The following is a 26,457-nucleotide window of genomic DNA, read 5'->3' on the forward strand; positions in this document are numbered from 1 at the left end:
GTCAGGACTGTTTGCCGTGAGGACGGCCAAAGTCGGCGGTGGCCGAGTCCTGGCCGGCATCGATGATGCCGCGACGAATGGCCCGGGTGCGCGTGAAGAGATCGAACAGCGCGTCGCCGTCACCCCAACGGATGGCCCGTTGCAGGGCCGACAAGTCCTCAGAGAAGCGTCCGAGCATTTCCAGGACAGCATCCCTGTTATTGAGAAAGACGTCGCGCCACATCACGGGGTCCGAGGCCGCGATGCGCGTAAAGTCTCGGAAGCCACCGGCAGAGAACTTGATCACCTCGGATTGCGTAACCGTCTCGAGATCAGCGGCAGTCCCCACGATGTTGTAGGCAATCAAATGCGGGACATGGCTGGTGATGGCGAGTACCAGGTCATGATGCTCGGCCGTCATACGTTCGACATTGCTGCCGCAGCCGCGCCAAAACGCTTCCAAACGTTCGATGGCGGTCTCTTCCGCTCCCGGAGGCGGTGTGAGCACGCACCAGCGCTGATCAAACAACTCGGCAAAGCCCGATTCCGGTCCAGATTGCTCCGTTCCAGCAATGGGATGGCCGGGGATGAAGTGTACCGCTGAGGGCACATGAGGAGCCACGTCGCGGATGATCGCGGCCTTGACGGATCCCACATCCGACAGGATCGCGCCGGGTTTAAGGCTGGCAGAGATCTGCGCCGCGACAGGGCCGCAGGCGCCCACGGGAATACAGAGGATCACTAAGTCAGCACCTGCCACGGCCAAGGCCGGCGTGTCATGGACCTCGTCGACCAGGCCGATCTCCATGGCCTTGCTGCGGGTGGCCGCGGACTGTGCGTGACCGGCGATCCTGGATGAGAGGCCACCGCGTCGGATGGCATGCGCCAGGGACGAGCCGATCAAGCCCAGCCCGATCAATGCAACCTTGTCGAAGGGGAGGATGGCGGTCACGTTCCTGAGCCCAGAAACTCGGCTAAGGCGACGACGGTGGCACGGTTCGCCTCCTCACCGCCCACCGTCAGTCGGAGGGCGTTGGGGAGATGATAGTTCTCCATGCGCCGGAGCACGATCCCCCGCTCGAGCAGGAATTTGTCGGCCTCCGCGGCCGTCTTGTTCGGCTGGGGGAAGTGGACCAGCAGAAAATTGCCGACGCTGGGCGTCACCGGAAGTCCCAAAGATTCGAGCTCGTTGGTCAGCCAAGGGCGCCAAAGATCGTTGTGGGCGACTGCGCTTTCGGTATGCGCGCGGTCGCCAATCGCCGCTATGCCGGCGGCCATGGCGGCCATGTTCACATTGAACGGGCCGCGAACGCGGTTGAGCACGTCGGCCACCGGTTGCGGGCAATAAGCCCATCCCAGTCGGAGAGCGGCAAGGCCATAGACCTTCGAAAAAGTCCGGGTCATCACGACGTTGGCCGAATTCGCGACAAGCTCTATGCCGGCGGCATAGTCGTTCTGGCGGACATATTCGGCATAGGCCGCGTCTAGCACCAATAAGCAATCGGAGGGCAAGCCGGCGTGGAGGCGGGTCACCTCGTCGAAGGGCAGATATGTGCCCGTCGGGTTATTGGGATTTGCCAGGAAAACTATGCGGGTGCGGGGCGTGACGCATTGAAGGATCGCATCCACGTCGGCAGTCAAATCGACCTCAGGTGCGACAACCGGCGTCGCACCGGCGGCCCTGATGGCAATCTCGTAGACCAAGAAACCGTGACGGCAGAAGATCGCCTCATCCCCCGACTGGAGATAAGCCTGGGCAAGCATGGAAAGAAGCTCGTCGGACCCGGCTCCACAGACGATATGCGCGGCGCTCAAACCATATTGCGCAGCAATTGCCTCCCGCAATGCGGTGGCGCCGCCGTCGGGGTAGAAATGAAGCTGATCCGCGCAGTCCCTAAACGCCTGTATGGCCCTCGCGCTGGGTCCCAGGGGAGTCTCATTGGACGACAGTTTATGAGTCTTGACGCCCCCCGTTGCCTTGCTTTTGCCGGGGACATAGGCGGCGATGTCGAGGATGCCCGCCCGCGGACGGGGACCTGACGCTTTTACTGACATGATTTCACCAAGGTTCAGTGGATGGGCGTCGCATACCTACCCAGGACTTCAACTTCAAGTCCGCCGTTGGACGCAGCACCGACAGCCTTCGATGCGGCCTCGTCGTCAAGCCAACCCTCAAGAACGCCGAGCCAAAGGCGGCCTCCCCTGCTGTCGGTGTCACGCTCCTCCCAAAGCTCTCGTACCAGAGCGGAGTCCACTGTCGACGTTTCCGAGCCGCTGATCGCCACAAGCGTCTGGTCGTCCCCCGTCGGGGACGAAGGGACATGGCCCAAGACGAAACCATCCGTGTCGGCTTTCGCCTCCACAAAGGGTATCCGCGCAACAACCGCGTATCCCGCATTGCGGCCACTCATGACCGATCTCGCCCAGCCGCTGGATCTTGCAGGAACCGCAGCGAGAGAGGCCCTGTCTGCGCGCGCCGCTTCGGCTGCAGAATGCGCGTCGGAATATTGCCGAAGGGGCGCCAGAGAACCGAAGTTTGCCTTCACCGCGTCGCGAAATGCGCTCCCGTCGTCGATGACAGAGGGAAGATATATCCGCGTAATCTTTTGCAATTGTGTGGAGCTTCCCATGAGCTCGCGCCAGATGGCAATCGCCACTCCCGGCGGCAGGGGGTCCCGTCGGGCATCAAGCAGCGCCCGCATGACTTCAGCCTCACGCGAGGGACGGAGGGGAGGAACATCTCCCGATGTCACGCCCTTGATTTGGCGAACCCGCTGAACCGCCTCGAAGCGTTGCGCCAGGAGATCCAGTATCTGCGCATCAATCCCGTCGATCGTGGCGCGTACAGTCTCCAGAGCCTTTGCATCGGACGTCGGGGCACTTGCTGCGCTGCTCTGGTCAAGCACTACCGTCATTCGCCCCATTTGCTCAGCCGCCCAGGAGGCGACCGGGTTTCCGAGGCCCCCGACCATGATCGCCACGAGGAGCCATTTCAAGCACCGCACTCCTTTTTCCCGGCCCATCTATATCGGCGGGGCGCAACGGTCCAGAGTGTTTTCACGACGATTGGACAATCCGGCCCTTCCGACTGTCGCAGGCTGAGGCACAGGGTTGAACTTCGGTACCAAGCGGCGAGCCCGCTTCGGTCTCCGGACGGAGTAAACCTGCTTGACGGCTTCGACAATGATCACCCCGGAAAAAGCGGGCCACATCCACAGCCCCAGACGTTCCCACGCGGCGGCGGACCGAATGAGGAAACCCCGCTGGACCGGAGGCACGAACAAAGCGTTTGCCCAACCCGACGGCGAAAACATGGCGTCGCGAAGAAGATCGGTGAGCTGCGAGCGCGAGAACGGCCTGCCATGACCGAAAGGGGTGGAGTCGCTGCGGGCCCACATTCCACTCCGATTGGGGACGACGAAAATCGCCCGGCCGCCGGGTGCCAGAACTCGCCAAATCTCCCTGAGGGTTTCCTGAAGATGCTCGCTGAGCTCCAATCCATGAACAACGAGCGCGAGATCGACGACGCCATCGGGAAGCGGCATCTCCGAATCATCGACCAAGGCCGTTGCGCTGGGGCCGGTCAGAGGCCAGTGAGCGACCCCCTGACGTGCCGGCATGAAGCCAAGGACACGATCCGCCTCTTCCCGCCACACATCGAGATAGGGAGTGGCATAACCAATCCCGAGGATCACTCCCCCCTTCAGGCCACGGATACGAGCCCGAATTCGATGGGTCAGGAGGCGTCGCGCCGCTGCGCCGAGCGGGCTTCCGTAGAACTCCTTAAGATCCACCACGTCCATATCTTGCTCGTCCCTCAAGCGTTGATGAACTTAACACATAGTTTGTACGTTGCTTAATTGTGGACCGGTACAAGAGCTCTATGTCATTAGATATTTCGACAGTGCCGCGTCGAAGGAGAACTCATGGCTGCGTTACAATTTTATCAATTTCCTTGTCTTGAGGACAATTACGGCGTTCTCATCCACGACCCGGACAGCAAGGAGACGGCGGCCATCGATGCACCTGAAGCTGCTGCAGTCCGTCAAGCCCTCGAGCTCAAGGGATGGTCGCTGACCCACCTATTCTGCACGCATCACCATGTCGACCATACAGCCGGAATCGCGGAATTGAAGCAGCTGTCGGGCTGTACCGTGTACGGTCCCAAGGGTGAGTCCGCCAAGATTCCGGCCCTGGACATCGCCTTGGGAGAAGGTGACGAGTTGACCTTCGGCGGACGCAAGGTCGAGATCATCGAAACTCCGGGTCATACTCTCGGGCACATCGTCTATTACATTCCATCCGACACGGTCGCCTTCGCCGCGGATACCATGTTCCCCCTCGGTTGCGGCCGGGTGTTCGAGGGGACATTGGAGCAAATGTGGTCCTCACTGGCCAAGCTCATCGCACTTCCCAAGGAGACGATCGTCTATTGCGGACATGAATACACCAAGGCAAATGCCAAGTTCGCGCTGTCGATTGAGCCTGGTAATGCAGCCTTGCAGAAACGTGCCGCCGAGATCGATGAAAAGCGAGCTCGCGGCGAGCCTACTGTCCCGACAACGATCGCCCTCGAGCTGGAGACCAGCCCGTTCGTTCGTCCGCGGAGTCCGGAGATCCAGGAGCGACTTGGAATGGTCGGCCATTCCGATGCGGAAATATTCGCTGAGGTCCGCCGGCGAAAGGATAATTTCTGACAGCTGAGCACCGCCGCCATGCCGCCGATACAGCAGAGTGCCGAGGAGGTCATCTCCACCCTTAATCTGGTGCCGCACCCCGAGGGTGGCTATTACACCGAAACCTGGCGGGCTCCAGCTCAAGGCGGAGCCAGAGCTGCAGGGACAGCGATCTATTTCCTGCTCAAGGCAGGACAGTTGAATCGCTGGCACAGGGTCGATGCATGTGAAATCTGGCATTGGTATGCCGGTGCCGCGCTGTTACTGCGGATCCTGGAGGGCGGCAGACATGGCGACATCATCCTAGGAAGTGATCTTGCTGCGGGCCAGCGTCCGCAGGCGATCGTCAATGCGCATGCATGGCAATCGGCAAAGACACTCGGCGCTTGGACGCTCGTCGGGTGCACAGTGTCACCGGGTTTTGAGTTCGCCGGCTTCGAACTTGCTCCCGACGGATGGGAGCCCGGCGGCGATTAAGGCCGGCACGTTTCCGGCCGCGCGGAGACTCGGTCTCTCAAGCAGCTCCGGTGTCAACCGTTGGCGATGTATTGGCCGCCATTCACCGCGATGATCGAACCGGTAATGAAGGCAGTCTCTCGGCGCGTCAGGAAGCAGACCGTGTCGGCGATTTCCTGGCCCTTGCCCAGACGTCCGACGGGGATCGAGGCGATGATACTCTCGAGAACCTTCGGCGGAACCGCAGCGACCATATCCGTGTCCACGTAACCGGGGCAGATGCAGTTCACGGTGATCCCCTTCCGGGCATTCTCCTGGGCCAGCGCCTTGGTGAAGCCAATGACGCCCGCCTTGGCCGCGGAGTAGTTCGTCTGCCCCATCTGGCCCTTCTGGCCATTGATCGAGGAGATGTTGACGATCCGACCGAAGTTTCTTTCCCGCATGGACTCGATCAGAGGACGGGTCATGTTGAACATGGAATCGAGGTTGGTGCGCATGACCTCCGACCATTGTTCAACGGCCATCTTGTGGAGCATGCCGTCACGGGTGATGCCGGCATTGTTGACCAGAGTACAGACAGGGCCCAGGTCGCCTTCGACCTTCCGGACCCCTTCTGCACATGCCTGATGGTCGCCGACATCCCACTTGTAGACGCGGATGCCACAACTACCATGAAACTCCTGGGCCTTCTCATCATTGCCGGCATAGACAGCCGCCACCGCGTATCCTTCATTTTGCAACGCGGTGGCAATCGATGCGCCGATTCCTCGGGTTCCCCCGGTGACAATCGCAACCCTGCTCATGACCCAACACCCTCCCCAACACCCAAGGCACATGACGGCCGGTGCTTCGCACCCTTGCCATCATCCCGCCAACGCCAAGCTTACTCGCGTGCGAGGCACATCGCTATACCCATGCCGCCACCGATACACAGGGTCGCCAGGCCCTTCTTGGCATCACGGCGCTTCATTTCGTGCAGAAGAGTGGTGAGGATCCGGGTTCCCGACGCGCCGATTGGGTGGCCAATCGCAATGGATCCTCCGTTGACATTGACCTTCCCGATCTCCCAGCCCATGTCCTTGTTGACGGCACAAGCCTGTGCGGCAAACGCTTCATTGGCTTCGACCAGGTCGAGATCGGCGGGTTTCCAGCCGGCCTTTTCCAGGGCCTTGCGCGAGGCCGGGATCGGGCCACTGCCCATGACTGCGGGGTCCACGCCCGCCGTCGCCCATGACGCTATCCGCGCCAAAGGCTGCAGGCCACGCCGCTCGGCCTCCGAGGCGGTCATCAAGACGACCGCTGCAGCGCCGTCATTGATCCCCGAGGCATTCGCCGCCGTGACCGAACCGTCCTTCACAAAAGCGGGACGCAGCTTCTGCATGGCCTCAATATTCGCACCGTGGCGGATATACTCGTCGTCCGCGACGATACGTTCGCCTTTGCGCTCCTTCACCGTGACCGGAATGATTTCGTCCTTGAAGCGGCCGGCCTTCTGCGCGGTCTCCGCCTTGTTTTGAGAGGAGACGGCAAAGCTGTCCTGCATCTCGCGGGTGATCTGCCATTGATTGGCCACGTTCTCAGCAGTGTTGCCCATGTGGTAGCCGTTGAAGGCGTCCCACAGGCCATCCTTGATCATCGTGTCGATCATCTGATAGTCGCCCATCTTATGCCCGCTGCGCAGATAGGCGGCGTGGGGGCTCATGGACATGTTCTCCTGACCGCCCGCCACGATGATCCTGGCGTCGCCCGTCGCGATCTGCTGCATGCCCAGGGCGACGGAGCGCAGTCCGGACCCGCACACCTGGTTCACAATCCACGATGTCGCCTCCTTGGGCACCCCTGCCGCAATCGCCGCCTGACGCGCAGGGTTCTGCCCCTCAGCGGCAGTCAAGACTTGTCCCATGATCACTTCGTCGACATCGGCCTCCGCAACGCCTGCCCTCTGCAGCGCGCCGGAAATGGCCGTCGCCCCGAGCAGGTGCGCCGGTGTGGTGGCAAAAGCGCCGTTGAAGGACCCCACGGGGGTACGGGCTGCGGATACGATTACAACATGGTCGCGTTCGGACATCTCAATTCTCCTCTAGGCGCTCAGGCCACATATAGCACGACGACCCAGCGGCGTCGCAGCCCTGCACATCCGGATAGCTCCGTTAGTGACCCATTGCGATAAAGCCAAGGCGAGTGCAAGTCTTCCGCGTGTCTGGCGCGGGGTCGTTAAAATCCTTGCGCAGTGGTATTGTGCCGCGCGAAACTGGCATCGGGTTGCTCGTTGCAGCCGGGGAGTGGGACAGGCATCCCGCCTTAATGAAGGATCATGCCTCGTGGATCAAAACGCAAGAGCGGGCGAAAAGCCAATAACGATAAAAAAATATGCGAACAGAAGACTCTACAACACTGCCACTAGCTCATATGTGACTCTGGACGATCTGGCCGCGATGGTGAAGCTGGGGTCGGACTTCGCAGTCTTCGATGCAAAGTCCGGTGAGGACATCACCCGGTCGGTGCTGACCCAGATCATTTTCGAAGAGGAAAACAAAGGCGACCACAATCTGTTGCCCATCCGCTTTCTCCGACAGCTGATCCGGTATTACGGCGACAATATGCAGACCGTCGTCCCGCGTTATCTCGAATTCAGCATCGAAGCTCTCGTGCGCGAGCAGGAGAAGATCCAGAAGCAATTTTCCCAAACCCTCGGGGTGGTCGACCCCTTCAAGGCCATCGAAGAGCAAACCCGACACAACATCGCGATGTTCGAGAAGGCGATGTCCATGTTCAATCCTTTTGCCGTATTGGCGGGAACGCAAGGACCCGCGGGTGAGGTCAAGGCCGCTGAAGAGGTGCCTGAGCGAGAGGCGTCTTCCCGTGGTGGAGGGGGAACCGACGAGATGAGGGTCTTGCGCGAGCAGCTCAGCGCGATGCAACGGCAGATCGACGGGCTGGCAAAGGGAAAGAAGTAAGCTCCGTCGGAACGACGCTAGCGGCCGTCGATGTGCTTATGGAAGCGCATCAGCGCACCTTTGAGAAGAGACAACTCTCGAGAGAGGCTTCGGCTTCCTGGTTTGTCATTCTCCGGTGGAACCGCTCGCTCGCTTTCACCCGTCACCAGGTCAAAGACCGCAGGGCCCTGGATCAGATCCACCGAATTCGCCACAGCAAGATCCAGATCCGCCCTTGTGGCCACATCGACGGCCAAAACCTGCGCGCCATTCCGGCGGCTCAGAGCCATGGTCGACTCCATGCAGATTCTCTCGATCTCGTTCGTCGCCGCATCTCGCAAACGGGAGAGCGGAAATTTTAGAATGGAGACTGGCACTTCATCCCTACCCGGCAAGGGCACGGGACCCTTTTCCGGCCATGTCAAAGAGACGCCGATTTCCATGATGGTCGAGACGAAGGGGCGCTCGGATTCGTCCAGGTCTGACGATGGCAGCTGAAGGGTGAACCGTCGGGCCGCCTGTGAAGCCCTGCCCAGAAGGGCGGTGATCTGGTTCACGTGGCAGGGTTGCCGCAGCGTCTGCTCCGAGAGGGCCATGCTCATAGACAGGCTGGGGTTGCCCTGGAGGACCGTCAGTACCTCCTTCACGGCTCGCGTCTCCACCAGGCCGATCAGATCCAGCTTTCGGGCCGCCGTCATCAACCTCCCCTCGCCATCACCGGCGAAAGCCAAGTCGACGTGCTGCATCACCACTTCATGATCCTTGATGCGCAGGACCGGCTGATAGGAAAGCGCCAGACTTCCTTGATCCAAAGCTGCGAAGATGGCCGCAGCGGTCTCCATGCTCGATCGACACGACTCGACCACCTCGCGAGACTTCGCCGGGTCGAAATCCGTTCCGCCTACCAGGCGGCGCGCTTGGTCGAGCGAGGCCTCCACCCGCAAAAAGGCCTCCTCACTGGTGGAGAATTCACTGGATAGGCTGGTACCTCCCACCGAACCCGTGACCCAGACGGGGCCGTGCGTCGTCTCAACGACGGTGTCGCGCATTGCACCCAAGAAACGGGCGGCGGCGATGGGCATCTCGTCCTCACGGCAGTTCTTCAACAGAAGTGCCAGCTTGTCTGCCGTAAATCGTCCCAGTTGATCTCCGCTCCGCATGACGGCGGCCAGTCGCTTCCCGACGGACTGCCCCACGGCATCAGCGACCTGACTGCCAAAATGACGTCGAATATCATTCAAATTGTCGATCGAGATCATCAGCAGTGCCGACGGCTCGAGCAATTGCGTCACGCGGTTCAGCGCAGCTTGCACGACGGTCAGCATCTGGGGACGGTTCATCAGCCCGGTCAGAGGATCATACGTGCCGAGATAGTGTAGGTGCTCCTCCTCGCGCTTGCGGTTCTCAACGACACGAACGATACCGAAGACGTGAGCCGGCCTGCCATCGGCGCCTGCAAACCAGCGGCCGGTGTCCTCGACCCAAGAGAATTCGGCATGTTCGCCGGTCCCTTGTTTCAGCCGGTACTCGACTTGAAAGAAGACGCCACCGCCTTCGTCGGTCGCACTGGAACGCTGAACAGCATCATAGCGGCTGGCAGGGCTTTCGGGTTCGAGCGCGGCGGCGTAAAGCCGGCCACTATCGAGAAGAGCTGCATCAATCCCCAGGATATCTGCAGCCTTGTCGCTCCACAGCAGGACATCCCCTTCGACGATCCAGTGATAGGCCGCCAAACCCGCCGCCATCACAGACAGCTGCAGGTCCCCGCCCCGTGTCAGCTCGGAGAAGCGAACAAGACGATCGAGATGCGGAGTCTCCGAAAACGTTTCACCGTCGTCCTGCCCCAATGACGCGGTGATTCTTTCAGTCGGCACGGCCCATGCCCCCTCCTGATACGGGCGTGAAGTTCAGGAGGTTGTACAGAGGGCCCCGTTAATATTTCGGGCAGGAATTCCCTCAAATATGAACTAATTCCCTAAATCCCCAGAGCGAGGCCATCCTTGCGTGGGTCGGAACCACCCGTCAGAACCCCATTGGTGCCCAGCATGATGCCCTGGCCGCCGCCGAGAGGCTCGTTCGGCCGCACAACCTCATGACCAAGATCGGAGAGTCCGCGCGCCACCATATCCGAAGCGCCCTTTTCCAACGAGACCACGCCATTCTCAAAGAAGTAGCGGGGGGCGTCGATGGCCTCCTGGATATCCATGCCATAGGTCAGCATGTTGACCGCGACCTGGACATGGCCCATCGGCTGATAGGCACCGCCCATGACGCCGTAGGAGCCGGCGATCCTTCCATCCTTGCGAATCATGGCCGGAATGATCGTATGCAAAGGCCGACGGCTTGGGCCGATGCAGTTGGGATGATTCGGATCGGTCATGAAGCCCTTGCCGCGATTGTGCAGCGTAATTCCTGTCTTCGGCGACGTCATGCCAGAACCGAAAGCCGCAAAAACGGAGTTGATGAAGGAGATCGCGGTCCCCTCCTTATCGACGACCGTCAGATAGACGGTATCGGCGGCCAGAGGCATCTTCTCCTTGCCGCTGACGGGCAGCGACCGAGTCAGGCTGATCCGGTCCGCCATGCGATCGGCGGTCGAGTCCGAGAGCAATTCGCTGACCGGGACCTCATGGAAACCCGGATCGGCGATGTGCTCGTTGCGAAGCTCGAAAGCGATCCGGATCGCCTCGAGCTGCAGGTGCGTGCGCTCGACACCGTCATGTGCAAAGCCCGCGAGATCGAAACGCTTCAGTATGTTCAGCGCGATGAGCACCGTCAGGCCCTGGCCGTTCGGTGGGAGCTCCACGATGTCGCTGCCCGCGTAGTTGGTCGAGATCGGCTCCACATAGTCGTGACACGTCGCGCGGAAGTCCTCGAGCTCGTGCAGCCCTCCCCGGGATTGCAGGAAGCTGACCAGATCCTCGGCGATCGCGCCCTCATAGAAAGCCTCGCGCCCTTCCTTTGCGATGATGCGCATGGTTTCCGCCAGAGCCGGCAAGCGATAGACCTCGCCCGAGAGCGGCGCTTTTCCGTTGAACAAGAGATGACGGCGCGATCCTTCATCCGCTTCCAGCTTGGACACTTGGCGCTGCCAGTCCCAGGCGACGCGCGGTGTCGCGGGCACGCCCCGCTCGGCAAATCCGATGGCGGGCTCCAGAGCTTGAGCCAAAGAGATCGTCCCATGATGCGCCAGGAGGTGATGCCAAGCGTCGATAGCTCCCGGAACAGTGACGGAATGGACGCTGGTTTCGGATATCCCGGCTTCCAGACCAGCGGTCTTCAGCCATTCACGATCGGCTGCGGCGGGGGCACGACCCGACCCGTTCAGGCCGATGATGGATCCATCCTTCCTGCCGATCAGCGCGAAGCAATCGCCTCCGATGCCGGTCATGTGAGGCTCCGTCACACACAGGATGGCGGATGCCGTAACAGCCGCGTCCACCGCATTGCCGCCAGAGCGAAGCGTTTCGACCGCTGCCAAGGTGGCCAGAGGCGAAGAGGTTGCTGCCATGCCGTTGGTGCCGTAGGCCACCGACCGTCCCGAACGCTGGAAATCTCTCACAGATCACCTCTCTCATTCACTGCGGATGGGGTTGTATGACATCAGCTCGGAAAACTGAACGGGTTTCGAGCATGCTGGCGGCAGAAACCGTCGCATGTGATAGTGGATTGGCCACGGAACGGCAGGGTGCATGAGATTCGCAGATGATACGAGTGTTGCAAGGCCTTGGCTTCGGGTTGGCGCTGACGACCAGTTTGGCGAGCTTTGGCAGCGAGGCTGCTCGCGCCGTTGACGGGCTGAAGGCCCCGGCGGGCTATACAGCGGCCGTCTTCGCAGAGGGACTGGGGGCGCCGCGGCTGATGGTCCTGACCAGCACCGGCGACATCATCGTGTCCACCTACACGGATGGCAAAATCCTGCTCGTCCGCGGCGACCGCAATGGGGACGGGCGTGCGGACGGGGTCGTCAGCCTCGCAGAGGGGCTCGACCTGCCGCATGGGCTCCTCCTGGAGGGAAACGACAGGCTTTATGTCGCCGAGCAAGGAAAGGTCAGCCGCTACCGGTTCGACAACACGGCAGGCGTTCTCAGTTCGCCAGAGGTGGTGCTCGACGAACTGCCCCCGGCAGGAGGGCATTCCTCCCGCACTCTCAAGAAAGGACACGACGGCTGGTTCTATGTTTCGATCGGATCAGGGTGCAACGCCTGCTTCGAGGAAGATCCCTATCGCGGGGCGATCTTCCGCTTCAAGCCGGGGCAAGAGGCGCCGGTCATGTTCGCCAACGGATTGCGGAATACGGTGGGATTCGACTGGCAACCGGAGACGGGGGCATTGTACGGGGTCGATAACGGCCGAGACATGCTGGGCGACCATGAGCCGCCGGATGAAGTCAATCTCATCGAGCAGGGCAAGTTCTACGGCTGGCCGTTGTTCTATGGCGACAATGTGCGGGACGAGGATTTCAAAGGCGCGGAGCTCGAAAAAGGCTTCAAGACGGTCGCACCCGTCTTCAATCTGCCGGCGCATGTGGCGCCGCTTGGACTCACGTTCCTGCGACACCAGAAGGACCCGGCCATGAATGGCGTCGCCCTGGTGTCTGAACACGGTTCGTGGAACAGCAGCGTCAAAGTGGGCTACAAAATCGAAGCGCTGACGTGGGACAGCGACGGAAAAATCAGCAGCCGACCGTTCCTGGAAGGCTTTCTCCGCGAAGGCGAAGTGTCGGGGCGACCCGTGGATGTCGTGGAAGCGGACGACGGCACGCTCTATGTCAGCGACGATCATGCGGGACTGATCTATCGCATTACGCCTCCAGACCAGTAGCGATCAGAAATCGCTGACGAGCCCCTTGCTCTCCCAATCGCCATAACGCGTCGGCTCCGGACCCTTCGGCCCGTTCACCTCCTTGGGGCGCGATGTCGGCGCCCGCTCGGCATCGGCACGGCGCTCGGCGGCTTCCGCGAGCGCCCTGCGAGCGGCAGGCGACAGCTCCTTGGGGCCTTCACGATGATTTTCGTCACTCATAGTTGTGTCCGCCGCTTGCCGTTTTCCTTGTACAATCCAACATATAGTCGGACGCAAACGAAGCCTCAATCCCGAGACTTCGACCTACTCTTGGCTGGAGAGCCATACGCTCGATGAATTACTTCAAGACTGCAATCCTGCTGGCGGGAATGACCGCATTGTTCATGGGCCTCGGCGCCATGATCGGTGGACAGAGCGGCATGCTGATCGCCTTCGTGGTCGCGCTCGGCATGAATGTCTTCACCTACTGGAATTCCGACAAGATGGTGCTCCGGATGTACGGCGCCCACGAGGTCGACGAGCGGAGTGCCCCGGAATATTACGGCATCGTGCGGGAGCTCGCCCAGCGAGCGGGGCTGCCGATGCCAAAGGTCTATGTGATCGACAACGCTCAGCCCAACGCCTTCGCAACCGGGCGCAACCCTCAGAATGCCGCGGTTGCGGCTTCGACAGGGCTGTTGCAGAGCCTGACGCGTGAGGAAGTCGCGGGCGTGATGGCCCATGAACTTGCGCATGTCCAGAACCACGACACGCTCATCATGACCGTCACAGCGACTTTTGCCGGCGCGATCTCGATGCTGGCGAATTTTGCGATGTTCTTCGGCGGCAGCCGGGATCGCGACAATCCCTTCGGCGTCGTGGGGACGATCGCGATGATGATCGTGGCTCCCCTGGCCGCCATGCTGGTGCAGATGGCGATCAGCCGCACGCGTGAATATGCGGCCGACCGGCGTGGCGCAGAGATCTGCGGCCAACCTCTGTGGCTCGCGTCCGCGTTGAACAAGATCTCGGCGGCAGCGAAGCGCATCCCCAACATGGAAGCAGAAACGCATCCGGCCACCGCGCATATGTTCATTATCAACCCCCTGTCCGGTGCACGGATGGACAATCTGTTCTCGACGCATCCGAACACGGAGAACCGGATCGCGGCCCTCCAGCAGATGGGGTCGGAATTCCGTGGCAGCACGGGAGGCCTCTCACCTTCCGTGTCTCCTCCTGCGTCCTCGAAGGCCAGCGGACCCTGGGCCGGCGGCGCGGGGCGAGCTCAAGGCGGTCCATGGGGCGGGGGCGGATCGCGCCGCCGCGGCCCCTGGGGTTGATCGTCCACACGGGATGACGGAGATCGTCGTTATGGGTTAGAGAGAGGCCATGACCTCGCTCCAGCCCTCTTCACGCTCCAAACTCCCCGGCCTGCCCGTAAGACGAGAAGCCGCGCGGCTGCTCGTCAGCGTCCTGCGTGATCGCCAACCCCTCGATGATCTGCTTCAGCAGAGCGCCGCCAGCGGCCCTCTGTCAAAGCTGGAGCCGCGCGACCGCGCCATGGTCCGAGCCATCGTAGCCACCTCGCTCCGCCGCAAGGGCCAGATCGATGCGGCCCTCGGACAGCATCTCACCAAACCGTTGCCAAAGCGCCAGGATCTGGTCCAAGCCATATTGCTGAGCGGCGCCGCGCAAGTCCTGTTCATGGGCGTAGCGGCCCATGCCGCCATCGACACCGCCGTCTCCCTGACGGACGAGACAAAGCCGAGCCGGCATCTCAAGGGGCTGGTCAATGCCGTCCTCCGGCGTGTCGCAGTGGCTGGGCCCAGCGCCGACGTCCAGTTGAATGTGCCGGCCTGGCTGCGACAGCGGTGGGTCCAGGCGTATGGCGAGACGATAGCCACTGCGATCGGAGAGGCGCATCTGCACGAGGCATCCCTGGATTTGAGCTGCCGCGACGACAGGACCATCGAGGAGATCGCGACGCGTCTCGGTGCCACGATCCTGCCAACGGGGACGCTGCGCCGAGACGACATCCATGGGCGCGTGGAGGAGCTTCCCGGGTTCGCGGACGGGTCTTGGTGGGTGCAGGATGCCGCCGCCGCCCTGCCCGCCCGGCTGATCAGGGACGCGGAGCGGAAAGTCGTCATCGACCTCTGCGCCGCCCCTGGCGGAAAGACGTTGCAGCTGGCCGCGCGGGGCGCCCGCGTCACTGCCGTGGATATCTCGGAGAAGCGTCTTCGGAAGGTTCGGGACAATCTCACGCGGACCGGACTTGCGGCAGAAATCATCTGTGCGGATGCAACAACCTTCACGCCGGTCGAGCCCGTCGATGCGGTTCTGTTGGACGCGCCCTGCTCGGCGACCGGGACGATCCGCCGACATCCCGACATTCCCTACACGAAGACAGCCGAGCAGATCGCGGAGCTCAGCCATCTGCAAAGGACGCTGCTGGAGCATGCACTCACGATGCTCAAGCCTGGTGGCGAGCTCGTCTATTGTTCCTGCTCCTTGGAGCCCCTGGAGGGGGAAGAACTGATCGAGACGGCCTTGCGGGAGGGACTCGCAGCGACGCGGTCACCTATCGGTCCAGAAGAGGTCGGGGGCCTCACGGCATTGATCACGGCCAAGGGGGAGGTGAGAACGCTTCCGTGCCAGGTTCTCGACCAAGATCGCGGGATCGTCGGTCTGGACGGCTTCTATGCGTGCCGGCTGATCAAAAGCTGACATGCGATTCGCTTGCCGTCGACCAAGGCCGCTGATAATCAGCCGCGCATGAGCACGCCATCAATCAAAATCGCCCCCTCGATCCTCGCTGCCGATTTTTCCGATCTCGGTGCGGAGGTCCGCGCCGTAGCGGACGCCGGTGCGGATCACATTCATCTCGACGTCATGGACGGGCATTTCGTCCCTAACATCTCGTTTGGGGCCAGCGTTATCAAATCGTTAAGACACTGCACGGATAAGGTATTCGACGTGCATTTGATGATTGCACCGGTCGACCCTTTCATTGGGGCATTCGTCGATGCCGGAGCGAACATCATCACCTCCCACTGGGAGGCGGGACCGCATGCACATCGGACGCTCCAAGTTGTCAGAGCGTCGGGATGCAAAGCGGGCCTCGCCCTCAATCCTGGGACGCCAGTCGAGTGCGTCGAGCCGCTGATCGACTCCCTCGACCTGGTTCTGGTGATGACGGTCAATCCTGGTTTCGGTGGACAGACGTTCATCGACAGCACTTTGCGCAAGATTGCCAGGGTGCGGGAGATGATCGACCGGACAGGACGCGAGATTGATCTGGAAGTCGATGGCGGCATTACCCCGAAGACAGCGGCACAGTGCATCGCGGCAGGCGCGAATGTTCTCGTCGCCGGCACAGCCGTGTTCGCCGGGGGGCGCAGTCGTTACGCTGAGGAGATCGCCGCGCTCAGAGGATAGGCGCGTCGGGAGGGGCCGCAGATGACGATGGCCCTTTCTCGCGCCATGTCGACGCCCTCTCTGGCGGCTGAGCTGATCGATGCGATCGCTCGCCGGACAGCCCATGGAATTGCAGACCGGGCCGTTGGGCTCGTCCCTCGCAGCGGATTGCGAGCAAATGCTCTGCACTGGCCGATCCGCCCCCTCCTGAGGGGCAATCCCGATATCGCGACCGCGATGTATCGGGGGCAGTTTCCCCTGGCTGGCGTCGTCGTCGATGCCGGCAGCCGCGTCATATTCGAGGCGATCAGCCAGAATCCGGAATTTGCCACCGCGCTTCACGGCTTCGACTGGCTGAAGCATCTGGAGGCCGCGGGACGGGAACTTTCACGTATCCAAGCGCGCTCGCTGATCACCGACTGGGTCGACGGGGGTCGATACCGGCTGGCTGTGGCGCGAGAGCCGGAGGTCGCGAGCCGCCGCCTCATTTCCTGGATCAGACATGGCGGCTTCATCCTGCACAATGCCGATGCTGCCTTCACCAAGCTCTACTTCACCAGCGTCAGCAGGCAGGCAAGCCAGCTGGCCCGGGCGATCCATTTTGCCCCCTGCAGTCGAGGACGGCTCGATGCCACCATCGCTCTCGGATACGCAGCCACCGCGCTGGGCGGGTTCGACAAGGCGCGCACCGACCTGCTGGAGCGGCTCGCCGAGGAGCTGGACGAGCAAATTCTGCCCGATGGCGGGCATATCTCACGGAATCCAGCCGCCACCGTAGAGTTGCTGCTGGACCTCATGCCGCTCAGAGACGCTCTCTACAATCGCAGCATTCATCCGCCTGCACGCTTCAATGCAGCTGTTGAACGCATGCTTCCATTCCTGCGGTTCCTGCTTCACGGCGATGGCGGCATCGCTACCTTCAACGGCGTCAGCGACACGATGGCGGGCGCCGCGCGGGCCATCATCGACGCGGATGATGTGCGGGGAAAGCCGATCACTCTGGCGCGGCACACGGGTTATGCGAGACTGGCCTTCGGCCGCAGCACGGTCCTTGTGGATGTCGGCAAACCTCCGGCGGCCGGCCTCAACCGCAATATGCAATCAGGACCGCTCGCGTTCGAGTTCAGCGACGGCCCCCATCGCGTGGTCGTCAACTGCGGATCCCCTCAGGCGGGAAACGGGCATTGGACATCTGCAGCTCGAAAAACCGCGGCACATTCGACCGCGGCGCTCGGGGATCGATCCGCGAGCATCATTCTCGACAACAGCGTGACATCACGGGTGTTCGGATCGCCCTTGTTCTTCGGACCACAGCGGGTTTATGGCGAGCTGACGGCGCACGAAACCGGCTCAGTGCTCGAGGCCTATCACGACGGCTATCTGGCCAGCTGCGGCTATCTCCATGAAAGACGCATGTTTCTCGCCAAGCACGGTGCTGACCTGAGGGGTGAAGACCGGTTCCTTGCCGCCCCCGACGGCCGCACCACCGAACCGGAGACGATCTTCAGCATCCGATTCCACCTGCACCCCTCGATCAAATGCATCGGGGCGCGGGACAGAGCGAGCATCATTCTCGCCCTGCCCAACCGCACAGGCTGGAAATTCTCGGCCAAAGGTGCCGAGATGGGGATCGAGGACAGCGTCTATCTCTCCGGTTATGCCACACCCCGCCGATCCCGGCAGATCGTCCTCACCGGCGAAGTCGGTTCGGCGCGCGCGGTAAAGTGGGCTTTCAAGCGGATCGAAAAAGCGGCAATGGCGCCCGAGTTCGAACGGGAACCGCAGTTGCCGCTCTAACCTGCCGGGTTTCCCGGAGTGCAAAGAGGTGCTATCGGGCGGGCAGTCAGCGGAGTTTGCCTATGCCCGATCTCGTCCCGATTCGCCGAGCCTTGCTTTCGGTCTCCAACAAGCATGGCCTTGGGGGTTTCGCCCGCAGCCTTTCTGCCAAGGGCATCGACCTCATTTCCACCGGAGGGACTGCGGCCGCGTTGCAGGATGCGGGCATTCCGGTGCAGGACGTCTCCGCCGTCACAGGCTTTCCGGAAATCATGGACGGCCGCGTAAAGACGCTCCATCCGAAAATCCACGGTGCACTGCTTTCCATCCGGGGCAACGATGATCATGAGTCGCAGCGACTGGCGAACGATATCGCGCTGATCGATCTGCTGGTCGTCAATCTCTATCCTTTCGAGGCCGCTGTCGGTCGGAACGCGGATTTCGACGAAGTCATCGAGAATATCGACATCGGGGGCCCGGCCATGATCCGGGCCGCGGCCAAGAACCATAGCGGCGTCACCGTGGTGGTCGATCCCGACGACTATGATGGCGTGCTCGAAGAGCTGGAGGCGAATGGGGGCGGCATCAGCGCTCGCACGAGGAGGCGACTGGCTGCGAAGGCCTTCTCCCGCACGGCGAGTTACGATGCTGCCGTGAGCACCTGGTTCCAAAGCCGGGTGGAGACACCGGACCGAACCTATCAGGCGTTCGGTGGCACGTTGTTGCAGACGCTGCGCTACGGCGAGAACCCGCACCAGAGCGCCGCCTTCTACAAGACACTGGAACAGCGGCCGGGTGTCGCTTCGGCGAAGCAGGTCCAGGGGAAGGAGCTCTCCTACAACAACATCAACGACACGGATGCGGCGTTCGAATGCGTGGCGGAGCTTGGAACGGATCGGCCCGCCGTGGTCATCGTCAAGCATGCCAATCCCTGCGGTGTCGCGATGGGCGACCGCTTGAGCGAGGCTTTCGAACGGGCACTACGTTGCGATCCGGTGAGTGCCTTCGGCGGCATCATCGCGCTCAACCAGAAGATGGATGCGGCCGTCGCCGAACAGATCGCCCAGCTCTTCAGCGAGGTCGTCATCGCGCCGGCTGCCGACGCCTCAGCCCTCTCCGTGCTCGCGGCCAAAAAGAATGTCCGCGTGCTGCTCACCGGTGGAGTTCCGGATCCGCTGGCCTCGGGACTTCTGGTGAAGTCGGTTGCGGGCGGCCTCCTGGTTCAAAGTCGCGACAATGCCCGCCCCTCGACATTTCAGGTGGTCACCAAGAAAGGGCCGACGCCTCAGGAAGAGGCAGACCTGAAATTCGCCTTTTCCGTGTGCAAACATGTGAAATCGAATGCCATCGTCTATGCCAAGGACGGCGCAACCGTCGGCATCGGTGCCGGCCAGATGAGCCGGGTCGATTCAGCCCGGATCGCCGCCCATAAGGCTTCAGAGGCGGCGAAGGCCGCAGGGATGCCGGTCTCACTTTCAGAGGGATCCGTGGTTGCGTCCGACGCCTTCTTTCCCTTTGCGGACGGCCTGCTTGCTGCGATTGCGGCAGGGGCTACAGCCGTCATCCAGCCGGGCGGTTCCGTGCGGGACGCGGAGGTGATTGCGGCTGCGGATGAGGCGGGTATCGCCATGGTCTTCACCGGGATCCGGCATTTCCGGCATTAAGCCCCGTCGCGGGTGCACTATCGCGGATCCGCATTGATCCAATGCGGATCCGATGACGTCCACCGTTACTTCGGCTGCATCGCCAAGTTCTTCATCGCCTGGACGATCTTGGTATCCGGGACCGCGTTCTTCAACGCGATGACCAAGGTCACCAAACTCAACACCGCAACGGCGGCCATGGACTCGTAGAAGGTGAGCGTTCCGTCGCCGCCGAGATCCACCGGACCGATCGCGCTGATCAACCACATGCCGCCGAAGTAAGGCAACAGCCACAAGGCATTCTGCCAATCGAGCTCGTCGGGATGACCTTTGGCGATCAAGAAGAAATAGATCATGTAAATTGTGAAGAAGATGCCCAGCAGCGCAAAGAGGAAGCTGACGGTCGAAAATCCTGCCCACAGGATGATGAAGTTCGCCGAGACAAAGGCCAAGGGAGCGATGATCCACGCCCCGCGAATGCGAAATACCCTCGGCGCATCAGGCATTGAAAGGCGAAGCCTCAGAAGCAGGATCGGGCCGATGCCATAAGACAAAACGGTTATCGAGGAAATATACCCTACGAGCTTATGCCAAGACGGGAAGGGGAAGAAGAAAATCGCTCCCAGGAGGAACGTCAGCAGAAGCGCCACCCAAGGCACTCCATTCCGGTTTACGAATGAAAGCTGTTTCGGCAGATCGCCTGTTTCGCCGGTGGCCATGACGATCCGCGACGCCGTCGTGGTGTAGATAAAACCGCAAGCACCGGGCGAGACGATCGCGTCGGAGTAAAGAATGACGGCCCACCATGTGGCGCCGACGGCCATCGTCAGGGCAGCAAACGGCCCTGTGACATGGTCAAAGCTCAGCGCTTGCCAGCCGCCCTTGGCAATCATCTCCGGCTCCAGCGCGACGATGAAGGCCGCTTGCAAGGCCACGTAGAGGGCGACGCCGATCAGCACCGTTCCGATGACAGCAATGGGCAGGTTCCGACCCGGGTTCTTCGTCTCGCCAGCGAGATCAATCGCTTGCCGAAAGCCGAACAGGCTGAAGAAAATCCCCGCGGTGGAGACCGCAGTGAAGATGCCGTCAACTCCCGCCGACTCGTGCGCCGTGAAAAAATTTTCCGGGTGAAAGGACGCCGTCATCAAGACCACGATCGTTCCGATGGGTATCGCAAGCTTCCACCAGGTGGCGGTACTGTTCATCGTGAGGACGAGCTTTATGGCCAAGAAGTTGAGGCCGACCATGATCGCGAGCAGACATATTGCGACCACCATCCCGCTGGAGGTGAGGACGCCCGTCGCCTGGTCGACCAAGCCGGGAATATAGGCTTCGGAATAGCCAATGATCGCTATCGCCTCGACAGGGGCGATCGTGACATAGGCGAGAATCAGCACCCAGCCCCAGATGCGCCCCACCAACCGTCCATGACTGACATGGCTCATGTGGACGACGGCGCCGCTCCGGGGCAGCATCGTCGCAAGTTCCGCATAAACGAACGCAAGCAAAAGGACGGCACCACCGCCGATGATCCACGACCAGACGCTCAGAGGACCCGCCTGCTGAGCCGCGTTCAGTGGCCCGAAGAGCCATCCGGACCCAATCATCCCCCCGACGCCCGCATATAAGAGGCCGATAATGCCGGCCTCCCGCTTCAGCTTTCCCTTTGGGATCGGCTGCGGACCGTAATCATCCCCCGTCAAAACTCCAGGATCGGCAACCATAGCTCACCTCCAACAGATTTATTGGCATCGCAGCGGGATACCGCGAGCCATAGAGGCGATCGGTCACGCTGGTTCACGCAGGAGCACCCATGAGAGCACCCTCCGCGTCACCTAACTTGTAGCTCAGGAGATTACAACGATAAGTTACATTGCAAGTGAATACACTTTATGAGCGTGCTCCTCTTCGCTCGTTATCGTTGTTAGCGGCGCTCTTGAGATCCTGAAGGAGGCTGGCCATAACGGTCAATCGAGACAAAGAAAGCTCGCCAGAGCTCAGCGTCTCTGCATTCGCCGTCGTGACATGCTGCACAGCATTCAGACGCGACTCCCGCCATCTCGCCCAGCCATCCGCGCCATATTCCGCCAGAATCTCCGTCACCAGATCACGATGGACTGCGAAAATGACGTCGATCGTGCGATTGATCGCGAGACGGTCATAGTAGTCGCTGACCGACATTTTGGACGTGGAGGTGAGGATCGTGTCGATGCCGAGCTCCCGCCCAACACGGAAGAAGACTGCGGTGACCTCTGCCACGTCGGCACCAGACTGGGTCGCAACGGCGACAATATCGGCGCCGCGATAGCTGAACCGCAGTTGCGCCAACGCCAGAGCCGTCTCCTCCGGCACGCCGGCGCCCACCAAGCGGCCGACGTAGTCATCCCAGGACTTGAGCGTCTCCGTCGGCAAGGCTTTCGGGAGAACTTGCCCGACTTTACGGAGGCCCTCCCGATAATGCTGGACGAGCGCTTCCAGCCCGCCCTGAAGCCTCTCATTACGCAGAAACCACATCGTCTGCAGCCGGAGCAGCAGTTGGAGTTCCATATAGAGCTCGGTTTGCAGCACAGTCGGGATTTCCGCATCCAGTTGATCGACCAGGCCGTTGAGTTCGACGAAGCCGAAGCTGTCGCGAGCGACGGCGTAAGCTGCGGCGATCAAATCGACTGTCGCACCTGCCTCCTCCTGCATCCGGAACAAGAAACCCGGGCCGCCGCGGTTGATCATGCTGTTGGCCAGCATGGTGGATATGATTTCGCGTCGCAGCCGGTGGGATTCGATCTCGGGGCCCATCTGTTGACCGAGTTCCGGCGGGAAATAGCGATAGAGCTCGCGGCTCAGATAAGGATCGTCCGGAACCGTGCTCTCGAGGATCTCGTCGAACAACACGATCTTCGCGTAGGCAACCAGCACGGCGAGCTCTGGACGCGTGAGACCCTGCGATTGCGCCTGGCGCGCCTTCATAACGCGATCATCGGGAAGATTTTCGAGGTTCCGATCCAGAAGCCCACGCGTCTCCAGTGACCTCATCAATCGCAGGTGAAAACCCATTTCCTCCATGTTTCGGGCTTGAGCGATGGTCAAGCACAGGGTCTGCAGATAGTTGTTTCTCAGGACGAGACCGGCCACCTGATCCGTCATGTCCACCAGCAGCGCGTTACGCGCCGGACGATCAATCTTGCCGGCCGCTTCCGCAGCGCTCATCGCAATCTTGATGTTGACCTCATAATCAGAGGAATTGACACCTGCCGAGTTATCGATCGCGTCGGTATTGATCCGGCCACCATTGATCGCGAACTCAATCCGCGCGCGCTGCGTGACGGCCAGATTAGCCCCTTCGCCGATCACCCTCGCTGAAAGGGCCGAGGCGGCGATCCGGATCGCATCATTCGCACGGTCACCGACTTCTGCATCGCTCTCATCACTGGCTCGCACATAGGTGCCAATGCCGCCAAACCAAAGCAGATCCACGCGTGCCTTCAGCAGAGCGCCGATAATCTCGCTGGGTGCTGCAACGGTGGCCTGGAGACCCGTGAGAGCCCTCATCTCGTCGCTGAGTTTGATCGACTTGGCTTGACGAGGGAAGACGCCGCCCCCTTTGGAGATCAGGGCCTTGTCGTAATCCTGCCACGACGACCGCGGCAGGGCGAACAGGCGCGCGCGCTCACTCCAACTCGCCTCCTTGTCAGGATCCGGGTCGATGAAGATGTCGCGATGATCAAAGGCCGCGACAAGACGAATTTGACGCGACAGCAGCATCCCGTTGCCGAACACGTCCCCCGACATGTCTCCCACCCCGACGACGCTGAACGGCTGCCGCTGGATATCGACATCCATCTCGCGGAAGTGGCGCTTTACGGCCTCCCAGGCGCCTCGAGCCGTGATGCCCATTTTCTTGTGGTCGTATCCTGCAGAGCCGCCCGAGGCGAAGGCATCTCCGAGCCAGAAGCCCCGCGATACAGAAAGCGAATTGGCGATGTCAGAAAACGAAGCCGTTCCCTTGTCAGCCGCCACAACAAGATAGGGATCATCGACGTCATGACGGATCGTCTCGGGCGGGTGAACAACCCCGTTCGGCGTGAGGTTGTCGGTCAGATCAAGCAGGCTGGAAATGAGCAGCTGATAGCAGCGTATTCCCTCGGCCTGGATCTGTTCGCGACTGGCATCCGCCGGCATCCGCTTGCAAACAAAACCGCCCTTGGCGCCGACTGGCACGATGACCGCGTTCTTGACGTTCTGCGCCTTGGCAAGGCCGAGAACCTCAGTGCGGAAATCTGCGGGTCTATCCGACCACCGAATTCCACCGCGCGCGATGCGACCGCCACGGAGATGAACCCCCTCCATATCCGGGGCATAAACAAAGATCTCCGCGAAGGGTTTAGGCTCGGGGAGGCCGTCGACCCGCTTGGAGTCAATCTTGAAGCTGATCGTATGGCGATCCTTACCGGATGCATCGCGCTGGAAGAAGTTCGTGCGAGTCATCGCCAAGAGGAGATTGACGAAGCGCCGGATAATGCGGTCCTCGTCGAGACTGGGGACATCCGCAAGGATCGCCTCAATGTCGCGTAGAAGCTCCTGGACCTCCGGATCCTCTTTCGGTGAGCCCATCGAGGATTGAGCCTTGGCCGGGTCAAAGCGGACATGGAACAGGCGCAGAAGCTTGGCAGCGATTTCAGCATGCTTGTTAAGGGTCGCCGCCATGTAATTGTTGGTGAAGGGTACGCCTGCCTGCCAAAGATACTTGCTCAGGGACCGCAACAATGCCGCGTCACGCCACGCGAAACCCTTGCGGGTGATCAGGCCGTTATAGAGATCGTCCTCGGCCCGCTGGTCCCAGACCGCCAGAAACCCTTGGAGGATCGGGTCGCGCAGAGCATCCAGATCGATGTTGCTGTGATCCGAGGCTTGGAGCTTCACCTCGTGAAGGATCACGAGCCCTCCCGATTTGCGCTGAACCCGGTAAGTCCGCTCGTTGATCGCCCTGAAGCCCATATTTGCGAGAATGGGCAAGCGGTCGCTCAGAGCGATCGGCTCCCCGAGGTGGTAGAGCTTCAGTCGGAGTGTATCGGGAGCGTCCTTTTCAGTGCGATAGAGGTTCAGAGCGATGTCGCCCGTGTCGTTGAGCTCCTCCATGCGAAGGATGTCTTCAACGGCACGCTCCGGAGGATAGGTGTCGCGGTACCCTGCCGAGAAAGCTTGCCGGTAGATCTGCAACAGGTGCCGAGACTGGGCCGGTTCCAGCCGCTGCTTCATCGTTGCAACCAGCCGGTCCTCCCACGTCCTCACGATCTCGGCGGCCTCTGCCTCCAGCTTGGAGAGATCCGGCGACGGCGGAGTACCGCCTTGGCGTCCGATGATGAAGTGGACCCGGACCAGAGCGCTTTCGGGAAACGAGGGATAGAAGGCAGACACATGCCCTTCATAGGCCGCGGCAAGGAGTTCGCCGATCCTTATTCGCACATCGGTGTTAAAGCGGTCGCGGGGAATATAGGCAAAGGCCGAGATGAACCGGTTGAACTTGTCCTTGCGGACGAAGAGCCGGGTGCGCGGGCGTTCCTCCAACTGGAGAATACCCGTGGCCATGTCGCCCAAGGTTTCGACGTCGGATTGAAACAGCTCGTCCCGGGGAAAGGTCTCGATGATGTGCAGGAGCGCCTTTCCGCTATGGCTCTCCATGTCGAGGCCGGTATGCTCGATTACGTGCGCCACCTTACGCCTGATGATGGGGATCGTTCGGGCGCTGCGGGTGTAGACGCTGGATGTGAACAGACCGACGATGCGCAGTTCGCCGATGATGCGGCCGTCCCCGTCGAACTGCTTCACTCCCACGTAATCCAGATAGGTCCGGCGATGGACCGTGGACCTGACATTCGCCTTGGTGATGATGAGCGGCTCGGACTCAGTGAGCCACTGGCACACTTCCGCCGTCACGTGGACAAGATCACCATCCTTCCGCAAGACGCGAGCGTCCGGCGATCTCAGCAGCCCCAGGCCGCTCGAGGGCGCAGGCTTCAGATCTCCGCCGGCGCCACCGGAGAACAGGTAGTCCCTGACACCGAGAAACGTGAAGTGCTGGTCCAGCAGCCACTGCAGAAATTGGATGGACTCGGACAGATCCTCGACGGCGACCGGGGGTGGATTGCTTTGGTAATCAGTGATCAAACGATGGACGCGGTCGCGCATCGGCTGCCAGTCCAGGACGACCGTACGGGCATCGGCAAAAACCCCCGCGAGCTCCTGGTGCAGACTGGCGATTTCCTGTTCATCGTTCAGTCGCGTCACATGGATGTGAATGAAACTCTCGCGCGGCACGCGCAGGGGAGCGGTGGCGCTGTCGCTGAACGAGACCAAGGCTCCTCCCAGCTCGCGCTCCACGGCAAGGATGGGGTGCAACACGAGCTCGATGGACATGCTCCGCTCGTTCAGTATGCCGAGCGCCGAATCGAGCAAGAACGGCATATCGTCGTTCGCAATCTCGATGATCGTGACGGCGTCGAGCCGCGGACGACCTGTCGGATTGTAGATGTTGATCTTACAGCGACCGGGTTGCCGCTCGCGGAGAAACACGAGTGCTTTCTCGGCAATCAGGGCGAGTTCTTCTGGAGTGTAGAGAAGCAGGTCCTCGGGCAGTCCCCGACCATATAAAAGCGATGCGAATTCCAATGCATCATCAGATCCATCGGCCGAAGAAGTGACCGATTTGATGGCTTCAAGGACTTGCCGGATCCGGTACTCTGCTTCCATCTCTTCCTCCGTCCCGCTTTTTGCTGAGCGGGCGCTCTTGTGACT

20 protein-coding genes are annotated in these 26,457 nt (G+C 61.2%); 9 read left to right on the top strand and 11 right to left on the bottom strand.

Annotated elements, in window-relative coordinates:
- Position 1: 1 nt before the first annotated feature.
- The 4 genes from FKM97_RS19895 to FKM97_RS19910 are packed head-to-tail and all read right to left on the bottom strand — an operon-like array spanning position 2 to position 3,782.
- Positions 2 to 931, bottom strand: a complete 930-nt coding sequence (locus FKM97_RS19895; protein ID WP_144294175.1) for a prephenate/arogenate dehydrogenase family protein — start codon at positions 929 to 931, stop codon at positions 2 to 4.
- On the bottom strand, positions 928 to 2,034 hold the full coding sequence (gene hisC, locus FKM97_RS19900) for a histidinol-phosphate transaminase (protein WP_144294176.1): 1,107 nt from the start codon (positions 2,032 to 2,034) through the stop codon (positions 928 to 930). The genes FKM97_RS19895 and hisC overlap by 4 nt, the downstream gene beginning before the upstream one ends.
- Positions 2,035 to 2,048: 14 nt before the next feature.
- The gene (locus FKM97_RS19905; RefSeq protein WP_170241024.1) at positions 2,049 to 2,975 is read right to left on the bottom strand and encodes a chorismate mutase; all 927 of its coding nucleotides are present in this window, start codon (positions 2,973 to 2,975) and stop codon (positions 2,049 to 2,051) included.
- Between the two features lie 27 nt (positions 2,976 to 3,002).
- Positions 3,003 to 3,782, bottom strand: a complete 780-nt coding sequence (locus FKM97_RS19910; RefSeq protein WP_144294178.1) for a class I SAM-dependent methyltransferase — start codon at positions 3,780 to 3,782, stop codon at positions 3,003 to 3,005.
- Between the two features lie 123 nt (positions 3,783 to 3,905).
- On the opposite strand from FKM97_RS19910, the gene gloB reads away from it, so the two are divergent.
- Both gloB and FKM97_RS19920 read left to right on the top strand, forming a co-directional pair.
- Positions 3,906 to 4,676: a hydroxyacylglutathione hydrolase gene (gloB, locus tag FKM97_RS19915; protein WP_144294179.1), complete on the top strand. Its 771-nt coding sequence runs from the start codon at positions 3,906 to 3,908 to the stop codon at positions 4,674 to 4,676.
- Positions 4,677 to 4,694: 18 nt separating this feature from the next.
- Entirely contained in the window at positions 4,695 to 5,132 is a 438-nt protein-coding gene (locus tag FKM97_RS19920) for a cupin domain-containing protein (protein ID WP_144294180.1), read from the top strand.
- Positions 5,133 to 5,185: 53 nt separating this feature from the next.
- On the opposite strand, the gene phbB is transcribed toward FKM97_RS19920, so the two are convergent.
- Positions 5,186 to 5,914 (bottom strand): acetoacetyl-CoA reductase, encoded by a 729-nt coding sequence (gene phbB / locus FKM97_RS19925; RefSeq protein ID WP_144294181.1) that lies wholly within the window; start codon positions 5,912 to 5,914, stop codon positions 5,186 to 5,188.
- Positions 5,915 to 5,994: 80 nt separating this feature from the next.
- Complete coding sequence (locus tag FKM97_RS19930) at positions 5,995 to 7,179, bottom strand: acetyl-CoA C-acetyltransferase (protein WP_144294182.1); 1,185 nt, start codon at positions 7,177 to 7,179, stop codon at positions 5,995 to 5,997.
- 253 nt (positions 7,180 to 7,432) lie between these two features.
- Here FKM97_RS19930 and phaR point away from each other — a divergent pair, with 253 nt between their 5' ends.
- Positions 7,433 to 8,068, top strand: a complete 636-nt coding sequence (gene phaR, locus FKM97_RS19935; protein ID WP_144294183.1) for a polyhydroxyalkanoate synthesis repressor PhaR — start codon at positions 7,433 to 7,435, stop codon at positions 8,066 to 8,068.
- Positions 8,069 to 8,085: 17 nt separating this feature from the next.
- On the opposite strand, the gene FKM97_RS19940 is transcribed toward phaR, so the two are convergent.
- Together FKM97_RS19940 and ggt are read right to left on the bottom strand one after the other, a co-directional pair.
- Complete coding sequence (locus tag FKM97_RS19940; protein WP_144294184.1) at positions 8,086 to 9,921, bottom strand: sensor domain-containing diguanylate cyclase; 1,836 nt, start codon at positions 9,919 to 9,921, stop codon at positions 8,086 to 8,088.
- A gap of 101 nt (positions 9,922 to 10,022) precedes the next feature.
- Entirely contained in the window at positions 10,023 to 11,609 is a 1,587-nt protein-coding gene (ggt, locus tag FKM97_RS19945) for a gamma-glutamyltransferase (RefSeq protein WP_144294185.1), read from the bottom strand.
- A 143-nt stretch (positions 11,610 to 11,752) separates the two neighbouring features.
- On the opposite strand from ggt, the gene FKM97_RS19950 reads away from it, so the two are divergent.
- Positions 11,753 to 12,871 (top strand): PQQ-dependent sugar dehydrogenase, encoded by a 1,119-nt coding sequence (locus FKM97_RS19950; RefSeq protein WP_144294186.1) that lies wholly within the window; start codon positions 11,753 to 11,755, stop codon positions 12,869 to 12,871.
- 3 nt (positions 12,872 to 12,874) lie between these two features.
- Here the strand turns inward: FKM97_RS19950 and FKM97_RS19955 are convergent, their stop codons facing one another.
- Positions 12,875 to 13,072 (bottom strand): DUF1674 domain-containing protein, encoded by a 198-nt coding sequence (locus FKM97_RS19955; protein WP_144294187.1) that lies wholly within the window; start codon positions 13,070 to 13,072, stop codon positions 12,875 to 12,877.
- 113 nt (positions 13,073 to 13,185) lie between these two features.
- Between FKM97_RS19955 and htpX the strand changes: the two genes are divergently transcribed.
- The 5 genes from htpX (at position 13,186) to purH (ending at position 19,689) form a co-directional block, all read left to right on the top strand.
- A complete protein-coding gene (gene htpX, locus FKM97_RS19960; RefSeq protein ID WP_144294188.1) occupies positions 13,186 to 14,172 on the top strand; it encodes a zinc metalloprotease HtpX in 987 nt (328 codons plus the stop codon).
- 49 nt (positions 14,173 to 14,221) lie between these two features.
- A complete protein-coding gene (locus tag FKM97_RS19965; protein WP_144294189.1) occupies positions 14,222 to 15,559 on the top strand; it encodes an RsmB/NOP family class I SAM-dependent RNA methyltransferase in 1,338 nt (445 codons plus the stop codon).
- 48 nt (positions 15,560 to 15,607) lie between these two features.
- Positions 15,608 to 16,270 (top strand): ribulose-phosphate 3-epimerase, encoded by a 663-nt coding sequence (rpe, locus tag FKM97_RS19970; protein WP_144294190.1) that lies wholly within the window; start codon positions 15,608 to 15,610, stop codon positions 16,268 to 16,270.
- A 21-nt stretch (positions 16,271 to 16,291) separates the two neighbouring features.
- Complete coding sequence (locus tag FKM97_RS19975; protein ID WP_144294191.1) at positions 16,292 to 18,046, top strand: heparinase II/III family protein; 1,755 nt, start codon at positions 16,292 to 16,294, stop codon at positions 18,044 to 18,046.
- A gap of 62 nt (positions 18,047 to 18,108) precedes the next feature.
- Positions 18,109 to 19,689 (top strand): bifunctional phosphoribosylaminoimidazolecarboxamide formyltransferase/IMP cyclohydrolase, encoded by a 1,581-nt coding sequence (gene purH / locus FKM97_RS19980; protein WP_144294192.1) that lies wholly within the window; start codon positions 18,109 to 18,111, stop codon positions 19,687 to 19,689.
- A gap of 65 nt (positions 19,690 to 19,754) precedes the next feature.
- Here the strand turns inward: purH and FKM97_RS19985 are convergent, their stop codons facing one another.
- A complete protein-coding gene (locus FKM97_RS19985) occupies positions 19,755 to 21,392 on the bottom strand; it encodes an APC family permease (RefSeq protein ID WP_144294193.1) in 1,638 nt (545 codons plus the stop codon).
- 166 nt (positions 21,393 to 21,558) lie between these two features.
- A complete protein-coding gene (locus tag FKM97_RS19990; protein WP_144294194.1) occupies positions 21,559 to 26,412 on the bottom strand; it encodes an NAD-glutamate dehydrogenase in 4,854 nt (1,617 codons plus the stop codon).
- Positions 26,413 to 26,457 lie beyond the last annotated feature (45 nt).

The organism is Rhodoligotrophos appendicifer (assembly GCF_007474605.1).
Classification (GTDB): domain Bacteria; phylum Pseudomonadota; class Alphaproteobacteria; order Rhizobiales; family Im1; genus Rhodoligotrophos; species Rhodoligotrophos appendicifer.

Coding starts and splice junctions, on each gene's coding strand:
- hisC (WP_144294176.1), bottom strand. CDS start 2,034: ATGTCAGTAAAAGCGTCAGGTCCCCGTCCGCGGGCGGGCATCCTCGAC.
- FKM97_RS19910 (WP_144294178.1), bottom strand. CDS start 3,782: ATGGACGTGGTGGATCTTAAGGAGTTCTACGGAAGCCCGCTCGGCGCA.
- gloB (WP_144294179.1), top strand. CDS start 3,906: ATGGCTGCGTTACAATTTTATCAATTTCCTTGTCTTGAGGACAATTAC.
- FKM97_RS19920 (WP_144294180.1), top strand. CDS start 4,695: ATGCCGCCGATACAGCAGAGTGCCGAGGAGGTCATCTCCACCCTTAAT.
- phbB (WP_144294181.1), bottom strand. CDS start 5,914: ATGAGCAGGGTTGCGATTGTCACCGGGGGAACCCGAGGAATCGGCGCA.
- FKM97_RS19930 (WP_144294182.1), bottom strand. CDS start 7,179: ATGTCCGAACGCGACCATGTTGTAATCGTATCCGCAGCCCGTACCCCC.
- FKM97_RS19950 (WP_144294186.1), top strand. CDS start 11,753: ATGATACGAGTGTTGCAAGGCCTTGGCTTCGGGTTGGCGCTGACGACC.
- FKM97_RS19955 (WP_144294187.1), bottom strand. CDS start 13,072: ATGAGTGACGAAAATCATCGTGAAGGCCCCAAGGAGCTGTCGCCTGCC.
- htpX (WP_144294188.1), top strand. CDS start 13,186: ATGAATTACTTCAAGACTGCAATCCTGCTGGCGGGAATGACCGCATTG.
- FKM97_RS19965 (WP_144294189.1), top strand. CDS start 14,222: ATGACCTCGCTCCAGCCCTCTTCACGCTCCAAACTCCCCGGCCTGCCC.
- rpe (WP_144294190.1), top strand. CDS start 15,608: ATGAGCACGCCATCAATCAAAATCGCCCCCTCGATCCTCGCTGCCGAT.
- FKM97_RS19975 (WP_144294191.1), top strand. CDS start 16,292: ATGACGATGGCCCTTTCTCGCGCCATGTCGACGCCCTCTCTGGCGGCT.
- purH (WP_144294192.1), top strand. CDS start 18,109: ATGCCCGATCTCGTCCCGATTCGCCGAGCCTTGCTTTCGGTCTCCAAC.
- FKM97_RS19985 (WP_144294193.1), bottom strand. CDS start 21,392: ATGGTTGCCGATCCTGGAGTTTTGACGGGGGATGATTACGGTCCGCAG.
- FKM97_RS19990 (WP_144294194.1), bottom strand. CDS start 26,412: ATGGAAGCAGAGTACCGGATCCGGCAAGTCCTTGAAGCCATCAAATCG.